The sequence below is a fragment of the Pseudomonas sp. ICMP 3272 genome, assembly GCF_001466905.1.
Classification (GTDB): Bacteria; Pseudomonadota; Gammaproteobacteria; order Pseudomonadales; family Pseudomonadaceae; genus Aquipseudomonas; species Aquipseudomonas amygdali.
The window spans coordinates 35,898-48,735 of record NZ_LKEK01000086.1; the positions used below are offsets into that span (position 1 = coordinate 35,898).

The 12,838-nt window shown below is 60.0% G+C and carries 11 protein-coding genes; 9 read left to right on the plus strand and 2 right to left on the minus strand.

Annotated elements, in window-relative coordinates; translation table 11 throughout:
• Positions 1-19: 19 nt before the first annotated feature.
• Together AO068_RS22405 and AO068_RS22410 are read left to right on the plus strand one after the other, a co-directional pair.
• A complete protein-coding gene (locus AO068_RS22405; protein ID WP_058409480.1) occupies positions 20-1,174 on the plus strand; it encodes an iron-containing alcohol dehydrogenase in 1,155 nt (384 codons plus the stop codon).
• Positions 1,175-1,177: 3 nt separating this feature from the next.
• Positions 1,178-2,371: a serine hydrolase domain-containing protein gene (locus AO068_RS22410; protein WP_058409481.1), complete on the plus strand. Its 1,194-nt coding sequence runs from the start codon at positions 1,178-1,180 to the stop codon at positions 2,369-2,371.
• Here the strand turns inward: AO068_RS22410 and ftrA are convergent.
• The gene (ftrA, locus tag AO068_RS22415; protein WP_002553443.1) at positions 2,331-3,284 is read right to left on the minus strand and encodes a transcriptional regulator FtrA; all 954 of its coding nucleotides are present in this window, start codon (positions 3,282-3,284) and stop codon (positions 2,331-2,333) included. The genes AO068_RS22410 and ftrA overlap by 41 nt on opposite strands.
• 142 nt (positions 3,285-3,426) lie before the next feature.
• Between ftrA and AO068_RS22420 the strand changes: the two genes are divergently transcribed.
• The 4 genes from AO068_RS22420 to treS all read left to right on the plus strand — a co-directional run bounded on the left by AO068_RS22420 (position 3,427) and on the right by treS (position 7,349).
• Positions 3,427-4,032: a DJ-1/PfpI family protein gene (locus AO068_RS22420; RefSeq protein ID WP_005734627.1), complete on the plus strand. Its 606-nt coding sequence runs from the start codon at positions 3,427-3,429 to the stop codon at positions 4,030-4,032.
• Between the two features lie 229 nt (positions 4,033-4,261).
• Complete coding sequence (locus AO068_RS22425; RefSeq protein ID WP_002553444.1) at positions 4,262-4,522, plus strand: helix-turn-helix domain-containing protein; 261 nt, start codon at positions 4,262-4,264, stop codon at positions 4,520-4,522.
• 35 nt (positions 4,523-4,557) lie between these two features.
• The gene (locus AO068_RS22430) at positions 4,558-5,127 is read left to right on the plus strand and encodes a LysR substrate-binding domain-containing protein (protein WP_235592545.1); all 570 of its coding nucleotides are present in this window, start codon (positions 4,558-4,560) and stop codon (positions 5,125-5,127) included.
• Between the two features lie 158 nt (positions 5,128-5,285).
• Positions 5,286-7,349: a maltose alpha-D-glucosyltransferase gene (treS, locus tag AO068_RS22435; protein ID WP_002553446.1), complete on the plus strand. Its 2,064-nt coding sequence runs from the start codon at positions 5,286-5,288 to the stop codon at positions 7,347-7,349.
• On the opposite strand, the gene AO068_RS22440 is transcribed toward treS, so the two are convergent.
• Positions 7,346-9,118, minus strand: coding sequence for a sigma-54-dependent Fis family transcriptional regulator (locus AO068_RS22440; protein ID WP_058409482.1), 1,773 nt, complete (start codon positions 9,116-9,118; stop codon positions 7,346-7,348). The two genes, treS and AO068_RS22440, sit on opposite strands and share 4 nt — an antisense overlap.
• Before the next feature lie 279 nt (positions 9,119-9,397).
• Between AO068_RS22440 and AO068_RS22445 the strand changes: the two genes are divergently transcribed.
• The 3 genes from AO068_RS22445 to AO068_RS22455 all read left to right on the plus strand — a co-directional run bounded on the left by AO068_RS22445 (position 9,398) and on the right by AO068_RS22455 (position 12,766).
• Positions 9,398-10,879, plus strand: coding sequence for a benzaldehyde dehydrogenase (locus tag AO068_RS22445; protein WP_058409483.1), 1,482 nt, complete (start codon positions 9,398-9,400; stop codon positions 10,877-10,879).
• 86 nt (positions 10,880-10,965) lie between these two features.
• Positions 10,966-11,733, plus strand: coding sequence for a coniferyl-alcohol dehydrogenase (locus tag AO068_RS22450; RefSeq protein ID WP_010212026.1), 768 nt, complete (start codon positions 10,966-10,968; stop codon positions 11,731-11,733).
• A gap of 85 nt (positions 11,734-11,818) precedes the next feature.
• Positions 11,819-12,766, plus strand: a complete 948-nt coding sequence (locus AO068_RS22455) for a SphA family protein (RefSeq protein ID WP_058409484.1) — start codon at positions 11,819-11,821, stop codon at positions 12,764-12,766.
• The last annotated feature ends 72 nt before the right edge of the window (positions 12,767-12,838 follow it).

Sequence of the window (12,838 nt, forward strand, 5' to 3'; positions counted from 1 at the left end):
CCTGCAAGGGACTACGTACATGCACAGCAACGACTGGCACTACCCGACTTCAATCCGTGCAGGCGCTGGACGCGTCAATGAACTGGTCGACGCCTGCCGGAAGACCGGCATAAAACGGCCGTTACTGATTACCGACAGCTTTCTCGGCAGCACCGATATGATCGCCAGCGCCGTGGAGGATTGCCGCAGCCAATTAGGCCATTGCGGCCTGTTTGACCGAGTCAAGGGTAACCCGACCGGCACCAACGTCGCCGAGGGCCTGCACGCCTACAGAACCGGTGGCTACGACGGCGTCATCGCGTTTGGCGGCGGCTCGGCGCTGGACGCTGCCAAAGCGGTGGCGCTGATGTCAGGCCAGACCCGCCCGTTGTGGGATTTCGAAGACATCGGTCAGAACCACCTGCGCGCCGATCCAGACGGTATTGCGCCGGTAGTTGCGCTGCCGACGACGGCTGGCACCGGCTCTGAAGTGGGGCGTGCGTCGGTGATTACCGATGAGCAGGCACAGGTCAAGCGCACCATCCTGCACATTCGCATGATGCCGCGCATCGCGATTCTGGATGCCACGCTGACCCTGAACCTGCCAACGCACCTGACTGCCGCGACGGGTGCGGACGCCTTGACTCACTGCATGGAATCCTGGTGTTCACCGGCTTGGCACCCGATGGCCGAAGCGGTGTCGGTCAAGGGCATGCAGATGATCAAGGAATATTTGCCTCGGGTTGTTGCTGACGGTCAGGACCTGGAGGCGCGGCAGCAGATGCTGGTGGCCTCCAGCCTGGGTGCCGCCGCGTTTCAGCGCGGTCTGGGCGGCGTACACGCGATTGCTCAGAGCCTTGGGGCGCTCTACGACCAGCATCATGGCTTGCTGAATGCGATTCTGCTGCCCTACGTGCTGGAGGCCAATCGCTCGGTGCTACTGAAGCAAATGGATGATCTGGCGGTTTACCTGCGGTTGCCCACGCCCGGTTTTACCGGGGTAATGGACTGGTTACTGGCGCTACGCGAGCAGATCGGCATTGCGCATACGCTGGGCGAAATCGGTATCGATGCTCGCGACGCCGAGCGGGTCGGACGCATGGCATTTGCCGACGGCTGCTCGCACACCAATCCGATTCGTCATTCGGCCGAGGCGTATGCGCAGATCTTCAGCCGTGCAGTGAAAGGCCTGTGAGCGATGATTGCCTTGAATGCGCCCGCCGTGCAGCGTGTCGATAAGGTCTGGCAACGCTTCATCGACCAGCGTCGGATCGTTGGCGGGGTGCTGTTGCTGGCCTGGCAGGGACGCCTGGTTTACGCTAGCGCACTCGGCTGGGCAGATCGCGAGCAACAGATTCCGGTCGCTCGCAGTACGCGCTTTCGTCTGGCGTCACTGACCAAGCTGTTGACCTCGGTGCTGGTGTTGCGGCTCTGCGAACTGGGCACCTTGAACCTGCAAGCCTCGGTAACGGACTGGCTGCCAGCCTTTCGCCCACGGCTGGTCAGCGGCCGTGAGCCTGTCATCACACTGCAGCATTTGCTGTCGCACACTTGCGGCTTGAGCTACGGCTTCGAACAAACGCCCGGTAATGCCTATGAGCGGGCAGGGGTGTCGGACGGGCTGGATTGGGTGCAGTTCGATCTACCGGAAAACCTGACCCGGTTGGCGCGCCTGCCACTGTTGTTTGAGCCGGGTAGCGCCTGGGGTTACTCGTTGGGCACTGATGTGCTGGGCGCAGTGATTGAACAGGCCACCGGCATGCCGTTGTCAGAGGCTGTTGCCAAGTGGGTCACCCTTCCTTTGCGCATGGATGCGACTTCCTTCAGGCACGACCAGCAACTAACGCTGGCCAGCGCCTACAAGGACAGTGTCAACGGCCCGCAGCGTATCGGTGACAACGATGTGTTGTTGCTCGACAGCGGACAGGCGCGGCTGTCATCGGCTCGGGCTTTTGACGCAGGTGCATATGAATCTGGCGGGGCAGGCATGCTGGGCACGGCTGATGACTACCTTCGGCTGCTTGAGTGCCTGCGTCTGGGGGGCGCACCGTTATTGAGCGCCTTCGGTACCGAGCGCTTGCTGAATAACGCGATTGGAAACATGACCATCGCCAGTCGGGGGCCTGGCTGGAAGTTCGGCCTGGGGCCGATGATCCTTGCCGATCCCGCTGCGGTGCGGGGGCAGCAACAGGGTGTCGGGACCTGGTCGTGGTGCGGCTTGTATGGCAGTCATTACTGGGTTGATCCGGTTTCTGCGCTCAGCATGGTCGTCCTGACCAACACGGCTGTTGCGGGCGCGTGGGGTGAGTTTGCCGATACGCTTGTCGATGCGGTCTACGCCAGGCCCGAGGTCACGCCCGGGCAAACTGCTTGCGATAGCTGCTCGGGCTGATGCCCACCAGATTGCGGAAGTGTCGGCGAAAAGACTCTTCGGAGCCGAAACCGGCGCGGTCCACCACTTCGTTGAGACGCAGCTTCGAGGATTCCAGCAATTCCTTGGCGTAGGCAATGCGCTCGCCGAGCAGCCAGTCGTAAGGCGTAAGGCCGGTACTTTCCATAAAGCTGCGGTGCAAGGTGCGGGTACTGAGCGCCGCCCTTGAGGCCATTTCCTTGATGGTGTGAGGGCGCTGCAGATCGCTGCGGATCCAGTCCATCAGGTTAGAAATCGGCCCGTCGCTGGCCGACACCAGTTGCCGGGACGCATATTGCGATTGCCCGCCTTCGCGATGAGGCGGGATGACCATGCGCTGCGCCACCATGTTGGCAACGCGCGAGCCGTGATCGTTGCGCACCAGGTGCAGCATCATGTCCAGCCCTGCGGCCGAGCCCGCAGCTGTCACGATAGTGCCTTGGTCCACATACAGTTCGTTGGGTTGAATGGTCAGGCCCGGATACATGGTTGCCAGCAGGTCGGTGTAGCGCCAGTGGGTGGTGACCTTGTGCCCGTCGAGCAAACCGGCCGCGGCCAGAACGAAAGCGCCTGTACAGATCGAGCAGATCCGCGCGCCGCGTGCATGAGCAGCCTGGAGCTGTTCGATGAGCCGCTGCGGAACTGCGGACTCCACTCCGCGCCAGCCTGGCACGATGATTGTATCGGCATTCTCCAGCAGTACTTCGCCAGGCGTTGGCACGATGGTAATGCCCCCGGCGGCGGTGATTGGCCCATCGTCGACCGGGAAGGTCGCGAATTCGTACCAGTTGACCCCCAGTTCAGGTCTTTTCAGCGCAAATACTTCGACCGTGCAGCCAAATTCGAAGGTGCACAACTGGTTGTAGATGAGTGCGACAACGAGATGATTTTTCATGGCGCGATGTTACCGGATATTGGCATTTCAGCCAGTAGTTTGGCGTGATGCTACTGGGTAATCTGCACCCTGTCACCGCTTGAAACTGCTTAAACCTTAATATGATGCAAGTGGTCTGCCATGCAGGCCCTGGAGCCAACTCGTGCCACTCAATATCGGTATCTACGTTTATGACGACGTCGAGGTTCTCGACTTCGCTGGCCCCTACGAAGTGTTCACCACCGCAACACGCATGCATGCTCGCAACAGCCGCGATGACCGGCAGTTGTTCAATGTGTTCACCATCGGGCGCAGCACCGCACCAGTGCGTGCCCGCGCCGGGCTCAAGGTCGATCCGGACTTTTCGATCAACGACCATCCGGCCATCGACTGCCTGATCGTCCCGGGCGGGGTCGTGACTGCCGAACTGGAAAAACCCGACGTGATTCACTGGATCAGCGATCAGTCAGAACCCGGGCGCGTTGTGGCTGCCGTGTGCACCGGTGCTTTTCTGTTGGCCAGGACCGGCAAGCTGGCAGGCAAGCAAGTAACCACGCACTGGGAAGACATTGACGACCTCAAGGAAATGTTCCCTTCGGTAGACGTGCTCAGCACCCTGCGCTGGGTCGACGAGGGCTCATTTGTGACATCGGCAGGTATCTCCGCCGGTATCGACATGAGCCTTCACCTGGTAGAGCGCCTGCACAGTCGTGAATTGGCCGAACGCACGGCGCTGCAAATGGATTTCGACTGGACCGAGAACGACTGAGCCACTCAGTTCCGCTGCGGATACCCCTGAAGACGCCGTGCATCCGAAATGTGCATAGCCACGCCTTCAACCTGATAGCCAGCGTTCGCTTTACCCCCGCTTGAGACATTTATTCGAACGGCCGATATCCCGGCCAGTTCGGTGTTTCAGCGGGGGTTTCCTGTATTCCCGAGCCTTCGGCTCAGCGGCAGGGCCGCACCCACCTTTGCAAAACCAGAGTGCAGGACACATGAAAACCCATTTCTTCAAAGTCGTTCAAACCGTTGCCCAGCACGGTTCGTTCTCGGAGGCCGCAGCCATTCTGGGCTGCAGCCAGTCGAACATCAGCTATGCCATCAAGGAAGTCGAAGATTTTTTTGAAAAACGCCTGTTCATTCGCAGCCGTACGGGCTGCACCCTCACCCCTGAAGGCAAGGTCATCAACCAGACCCTCGGAAACATCATGGCCACACTCGAACAACTAAAAAAAATGGGGTCAGCGGCAGCGTAACCATTCATTACCACTCGCATATCCTCGAGACCAGCCTGAGCGCCTCGCTGGACTTTCTCGCCCATCACTACCCCGATATTCACTTGAACGTGCTGCACCGCTCCGAACAACACCCCTCGCTGGACGCGTTGATAAAGGAAGTAGCCGACATCCTCATCCTGCCCGGTACTGTCCTGGATGAGCATTATCTCGAGCATCATTGCTGGTCGGACCATTACGTGCTGGTGGCGGCGCGCAGCAAACAGGTAACGCCGCAAAGCTTCGCCGAGCTTTCGCAGGCGTCACGTTACGTGGCCTGGCGGCATCCTGGGGTCGAGCGTTTGCACCAGCAACTGGCATCGGCGCAGGTGCGGCTCAGTCAACGCGGCGAACTGACCTGTCTGGACACACTTCTGGATCTGGTCGCCAAGCGCCATTGCATTTCGATTCTGCCCAGGGCGTTGCTGAACGGGCGCTTCCGTGAGCTGGAGTCGATCCCGCTGCCGCTGACCGTGATGCGGCACATCAGTGTGGTGGCGCGGCCGGCCTCGCTGCTTTCCAATGCCGCCAATGCGGTGATTCAGGCACTGAAAAAGCCTCCTGTTGCCATCCCTCAACCTTATTGATGCCGCAAAACTTCGTCATAGCACGGTCGGCGAGCGTCAGACCGCGACATGAATGCAACGAATCGGGCCCTGTGGGCTCATATCCGTAAGCAATACATTCAGGGCGCTCCGCCTGCGGAGCGTCTCAGGTCGCCGATTCGAGAGGAAGACTGGACGCTATGACGATACCGGACAAGCAGTACGTGGACTGGCTGGTCGAGCAATCGATGCTTAATGCCGCAAGACAGCGCGCCAAGACCTATTCGGGGCAGGGCAGGCTCTGGCAGCGTCCTTTCGCCCTTGCACGTCCCAGAGATGCATCCGCCATTGCGTCAGTCTGGTTCACCGCCTATCCGGCTTCTATCGTCACTCGCGAAGGTGGTTCGGTGCTGGAAGCGCTGGGTGATGAAACCCTGTGGCACGCGCTGTCGGAGATCGGCATTCAGGGCATTCACAACGGCCCGCTGAAGCTGTCCGGCGGGCTGAAAGGCCGCGAGCGGACTCCGAGTATCGATGGCAACTTCGACCGCATCAGTTTCGGCATCGACCCTGATCTGGGCACCGAAGCACAACTGTTGAGCCTGTCGCGCATCGCTGCAGCGCACAACGCGGTGATCATCGATGACATCATCCCGTCGCACACCGGCAAGGGCGCAGACTTCCGTCTTGCCGAGCTGGCGTACGAGGATTACCCAGGCCTGTTCCACATGGTCGAGATCCGTGAGGAAGACTGGCCGCTGTTACCTGAAGTGCCGACCGGTCGCGACGCAGTCAACCTGATGCCCGATGTGGTCGATCAGTTACGCGACAAGCATTACATCGTCGGTCAGTTGCAACGGGTGATTTTCTTCGAGCCTGGCGTCAAGGAAACCGACTGGAGCGCCACCGATGTGGTGCATGGCGTCGATGGCAAGGCCCGCCGCTGGGTCTACCTGCATTATTTCAAGGACGGCCAGCCTTCATTGAACTGGCTGGACCCAAGTTTTGCCGCGCAGCAGATGATCATCGGTGACGCGCTGCATGCCATTGATGTGATGGGCGCGCGAGTACTGCGTCTGGACGCCAACGGCTTCCTTGGTGTCGAGCGTCGCGCCGAAGGCACTGCCTGGTCGGAAAGCCACCCGCTGTCGATCACCGGTAACCAGCTACTGGCCGGTGCGATCCGCAAGGCAGGCGGTTTCAGCTTCCAGGAACTCAACCTGACCATCGATGACATCGCGTCCATGGGGCAGGGCGGCGCTGACCTGTCCTACGACTTCATCACGCGACCGGCCTATCAGCATGCACTGTTGACCGGCACCACCGAGTTCCTGCGCTTGATGCTGCGTCAGGTGCATGCGTACGGCATCGATCCGGCATCGCTGATCCATGCCTTGCAGAACCACGATGAGCTGACTCTGGAGCTGGTGCATTTCTGGACGCTGCACGCCCATGACACCTTCCATTACCAGGGGCAGACGTTCCCGGGCAATATCCTGCGCGAGCACATCCGTGAAGAGATGTACGAGAAGTTGTCCGGTGAACACGCGCCGTACAACCTCAAGTTCGTCACCAATGGTGTCTCCTGCACGACGGCCAGCATCATCACCGCGGCGCTGGGCATTCGTGATCTGAGCACGATCAGCGATGCAGACATTCAGCAGATCCAGCACATCCACCTGCTGCTGGTGATGTACAACGCCATGCAGCCGGGAGTGTTTGCCTTGTCGGGCTGGGACCTGGTCGGCGCCTTGACGCTGCCGGCCGAGCAGGTCGACCACCTGATGCAGGACGGTGATACTCGCTGGATTCATCGGGGTGCCTACGATCTGGTGGATCTGGACCCGGAAGCTGAATTTTCTGCTGGTGACATGCCGCGTCCGAAGACGCTGTATGGCAGCCTGGTCAGTCAGCTCCAGCGACCCGATTCGTTTGCCTCGCAGCTCAAGAAAATTCTTGCTGTGCGCCGCGCCTACGACATTGCAGCAAGCCGCCAGATTCTGATTCCCGACGTCGAGCATCCAGGGCTGTTGGTCATGGTGCACGAGTTGCCTGCCGGCAAGGGCACGCAGATCACCGCGCTCAACTTCAGCTCAGAGACTATTGTCGAAACGCTGCACCTGCCTGGCATCGCGCCGGGTCCGGTGGTCGATATCATCAACGAGCGGGTCGAGGGCGATCTGACCGATCAGGGCGAGTTCACCATCACGCTGGATGCCTACGAAGGGCTTGCCCTGCGTGTGGTGAGCACCTTGCCGATCTAGGCGCCCCCTGGCTGCTGTTTCTTCAGACGATAGGCAAACTGGGCGCGACTCAGGCCCAGTAAACGCGAGGCGGCCGCCAGGTTGCCCTCGCTCTCGTCCAGCGCTTCGTGGATCAGGCGCTGTTCGAGGTCGTCGATGGAGAATGCCTGGCCTGACTGCCCCAAAGTGTCCAGCAGTCTGGCAGTCGAGGACTGCCGGGTTTCTGAAACAGAGGTCTGCCGCAAAGTGCCCTCGGGGTTCAACGAGTAGGAGTCCTCCGGTAACGACTCGTTGCGGAAGATATGCACCAGATCAATGGCCTGGCCCTCGTCGCTGGCAATCAGCCCACGCTCGATCAGGTTCTGCAGCTCGCGCACATTCCCGGCGAAGTCATAACGCAGCAACGTCTTCAATGCTCGCATGGTCAAGCCGGCCGGCGTCCTGCCGTACTCCTGACAGAATCTTTTGAGAAAGGCGTTGATCAGCAACGGAATGTCATCACGGCGTTCGCGTAATGGGGGCAGGGTGATCGGGTAAACATTCAGGCGGTAGAACAGGTCCTCGCGGAACTCGCCATCGGCCACCGCCTTGCGCAAGTCGACGTTGGTCGCCGCCACCACCCGAACATTGACCTTGATACCGTGGCCGCCCCCGACGCGTTCGATCTCCCGCTCCTGCAGGGCACGCAGCAGTTTGCTTTGCCCGGCCAGGCTCAGGGAGGTAATTTCATCCAGAAACAGCGTGCCGCCATTGGCGCGCTCGAAACGCCCGGGCCTTGAGTGCGTCGCCCCGGTGTATGCCCCACGCTCGACACCGAACAGCTCGGCTTCGATCAGGTTATCGGGAATGGCTGCGCAGTTGAGCGCCACGAACGGGCCTTCGCGGTGGCGGCTGAGCTGGTGCAACTGGCGAGCGAACATTTCCTTGCCGACGCCGGATTCACCGCTGATCAGTACCGTTGCCGGGGTCATTGCCACACGCTGCAGTGCCTGGGTGGCGGCGTTGAATGCGGCGCTGGCACCAATCAGCGGCTGCTCGGTGCCGGTGGGCGGACTTGTGTCATGATTCGCTTTTGCCAGTGGAGGAGTTTGTTCAGGGGCAGTTGGTTTGACCACGCTCAGGTAGCCCAGGTCGCGTTCGACGTCGCCCCATTGTTCCGCGGTCTTGCCAACGACCCGGCAGTTCGCGTGGCCCATGCCGCGGCACTCCACTTCGCGGAAGACCACCATCTGCCCGAACAGGCCGCTGACAAAACCGGTGGCGTAGCCGATTTCGGTCCAGCACACCGAATCTTGCCCGATGCCATATGCCGCAACATGCTCGTCGGCTTCGCAGGAGTGGTGCCAGAGAAACTCCCCTTCGTAGAACCCGGACTCGGCGTCGAACTTGAAGTGCAACGGCTCGACCTTGGTCATGCCTTCCAGCGTGTGCAAGTGCGTACCGGCACGAAACGCCGATGTGGCATCAGCCAGTGGCCAGCGTTCGCGAATCAGCCGGGCGTCGCGCGCGCCAGACAGATAACCGGCGCGGGTGAACATTCCGCGTGCCTGCTCCTGCCCCAGACGCTCGATGATCTCGCGGCGCAAGGTGCCGAACGATGAGGTGTGCAGCAGCAACATGCGCTGATCGTTGAGCCAGATGCGCCCATCGTCAGGCGAGAAGAACAGGCAACCGGTCAATTCCTCGGCGGTGGGCGAGCCACTGGCGTCTGGCTGACTACTGTCGCCGCGAGGCAGGAAGTGCTCAGTGGAGACGCTGTGGTCGGGAAGCTCGCAGTGAGGAATTCTCATTCTTGTACCTCGGCCCGGCATTGGTCTAAATGATCAAATCATGACTCGATTAATAAACATAACTTCATCAAATGAACAAGCTCGGCCGCGTAGGATTTCCGGTCCTTGATGTTTGCTCAGTTAATGAGGTTGCCGAAAAGCCTTGTCCCAGAGCGGTTTAGCGACTATATGACAACCTGATTGCAATCCCGGCACAGGCTTTGCTCAGGCCTGTTTACGGCGCGTGCTGTCCATTGGAGTGGAGCAGGCGATTACAACCATAAAAGCCGGAGTCTGAATATGTCAGCGTCTGATAGCACCCCCCTGTTGCACCGCGCGATTGAAGCCGAATGTGTATTCAATGGCGACTGGATTCCTTCCTCATCCCCGTTATTGCCTGTCATCGAGCCTGCGACCGGCGAGCTGTTGATGAACACTGCCATGGCTGACGCGGCGGATATCGCCGTTGCCTGTCGGGAAGCTGCGCTTGCCCAGCCTGCCTGGGCGGCGCTGGGACCTCGTGAAAAGGCTGAAATATTTCTCTTGGCCGCTGATCACGCGGTCTGCGCGTTCGATGAACTGGCTTTGTATGTGGCTCGGGAGAGCGGCGGCAGTCTGCACAAGGGCCAGCACGAAGTGAATGAGGCCATTGTGTTGCTGCGCCAGGCCGCGGGTATGCTTTCGCAGGCTCATGGTCACGGTCTGATGCTGCCCAGCGCTGCCGGTCGCCTGTCTTATGCACGGCGCGTCGCACACGGTGTGGTGGGGGTGATTTCGCCGTTCAACTTTCCGTTGGTGCTGTCCATGCGCTCGGTTGCTCCTGCGCTTGCCGCTGGCAATGCCGTGGTGCTCAAGCCTGACCCGCAGACGCCGATCAGTGGCGGTTTTCTGATTGCCAGGCTGTTCGAGGAAGCAGGGCTGCCCAAAGGGCTGTTGCATGTGTTGCCGGGGGCGGCGGATGCGGGCGAAGCGCTGTGCCGCGACACCAATGTACAGATGATCACGTTTACCGGTTCAACTGCGGCCGGACGCAAGGTTGCCGAGGCTGCCGGGCGCAATCTGAAGAAAGTGTCGCTGGAATTGGGAGGCAAAAACCCGCTGGTCATTCTCGAAGACGCCGACCTTGATCTGGCTGCCAGCAATGCAGCGTTCGGAGCCTGGCTCCATCAGGGGCAGATCTGCATGGCCACCGGCCTGATTCTGGTTCACGAATCGATTGTCGCCGATCTTACCCGCAAGCTGGCAGAAAAGGCGCGGGCGTTGACGGTCGGTAATGCGGCACGCGGGGAAGCTGCGTTGGGGCCGCTGATCAATAAACGCCAGTTGCAGCACGTCCACCAGGTGGTCAGCGACAGCCTGCAAGCCGGTGCGCAGCTGGAAACCGGCGGCGAATATGAGGGCCTGTTCTATCGCCCTACAGTGCTCAGCGGCGTGAAGCCCGGTATGCGTGCCTTCGAGGAGGAGATTTTCGGCCCGGTGGCCGTTGTGGTCAGCTTTTCCACCGATGAGGAAGCCATTGAACTGGCCAATCGCTCTGAATATGGTCTGGCCGCTGCCGTTATTTCCCCGAATGTGGGCCGCGCCACGGCGATTGGCGACCGACTGCGGTGCGGCATGCTGCACATCAATGACCAGACCGTGGCCGATGAGTGCATCAACTCGTTCGGCGGGCGCGGAGCGTCGGGCAACGGCTGCAGCGCAGGCAGCCCTTCAGACTGGGAGGAGTACAGCCAGTGGCAGTGGGTGACGGTAAAGAATCAGGCGCCGACCTATCCATTCTGAGTGTGCCTGGACTTCCATGCTTTATTGTAAATAGTGATGTGATGCAACGACAAAACGTGATCCAACAACAATAAGAGCGCGTGACTATGAACCTGAATAATAAAACACTGATCATTACGGGTGTGTCCTCCGGAATTGGCGCTGAGCTGGCGAGGGTGGCGCGCTTTCAAGGTGCCAGAGTGATTGGCATCGATCGTCATGAACCGCAACTGACCGTGGACGGATTCTTCCAGGCGGACCTGGCTGATCCTGACAGTATCAATGCGCTGGTCGAGCGCTTGCCCAGACAGATCGACGCCCTGTGCAACATCGCCGGCGTGCCCGGCACTGCGCCGGTTCAGGCGGTCGCCCGAGTCAATTACCTGGGGCTGCGCCATCTGACCCAGTGTTTGCTGCCGCGCATGGCCCCGGGCGGCAGTATCGTCAACGTATCGTCGATACTTGGTGACCAATGGGTTAAACGGCTGGAGTTGCACAAGGCGCTGGCCGCCACTGAAAGCTACAGCGAAGGGCAGGCGTGGCTGGCAGCCAATCCGGTCGCTCAAGAGACCTGTTACCAGTACTTCAAGGAGGCGCTGATTGTCTGGAGCTTTCAGCAGTCGCAAGAGTGGTTTCGCGAGCAGTCGGTGCGTGTCAACTGCGTCGCGCCGGGCCCGGTGTTCACACCTATTCTGGGGGATTTTGTCAGCATGGTCGGCCAGGAACGGGTTACCCGTGACGGCTTGCACATGAAGCGTCCTGCGCTGGCCGACGAGGTGGCCGAGGTGATTGCGTTTTTGTGTTCCGACGCATCGCGCTGGATCAACGGTGTCAACTTGCCGGTAGACGGAGGGCTGGCAGCTTCTTACGTGTAATGGCTGCAAGCGGTGCAACCCCGACGACACGCTCGTGGCGTCGGGGATATTGAAAAACAACAACAATAAGTACAGGAATCACAAGATGCCCAAGTCTATCTTGCGTACCGTTGCGACCGTATCAATCATCGGCCTTTCATCAACCGTCCATGCCTATGACTTGCCCGGCCTTAATCTGGGCAACACCAGCTTCTACGACGGATCGCCAGCTCCGGCAGGGCCAGGCTGGTATCTGGAGGAGTACCTTAACTACGCCAGGGCCGATCGCTTCAATGACGTGAATGGCGACAAACTGCAACTTCCCAAGCAGGATGTGGATGTACTGGCCGTGACCACGCAGCTGATTTACGTCGGCCAGCCTTTGGCCAATGGCGCGATGCCGGGTATTACCGCAATCAACACGTCGCTGGCGCATGCCGACGTGGACGATGGTCTGGATAACACCGTGCTGAGTTCGCGCGCAGGGTTTGGTGATGTGATCATCGGCCCGTTTCTGCAATTACCGACGATCACTCGTGCTGACGGCAGCCCGCTGTTGACCCAGCGTATCGAGGCGGACATTGCGATCCCGGTTGGTGCCTACAATCGCAATCGCTCGATCAACCCTGGCAGCAACTTCTGGTCGTTCAACCCGTACTACGCCGCGACTTACTGGTTTTCCCCAAAATGGTCGGCCAGCGGACGTTTCATGTACTTGTGGAACGGCAAGAACGACGACCCGCAAGCCGGGTTCGGCAATGTCTCCGACACTCAGGCAGGTCAGGCGCTGCATGCCAACCTGACCGTGCAATACGCAGTGACCGAACAGCTTTCGCTGGGTATCAATGGCTACTGGCTCAAGCAGTTCACGGACACCCAGGTGGATGGCCATGATGTCAGTGGCCGCAAGGAAAAAGTCTGGGCCATCGGCCCCGGCTTCCTGTATGCCTTCAGCAAGGAGAACGTCCTGACGGTCAACAGCTACTTCGAACAGGGCGCGGAAAACCGCACCGAAGGCAACAAGCTGGTGCTGAATTTTCTGCACAAGCTGTAAGGCATTACTCGTCTTATAGCTATCGGCCAATGCGTAGCGTGCAGTTCCTGGCGCTACGCAGAGTGCTCGGCG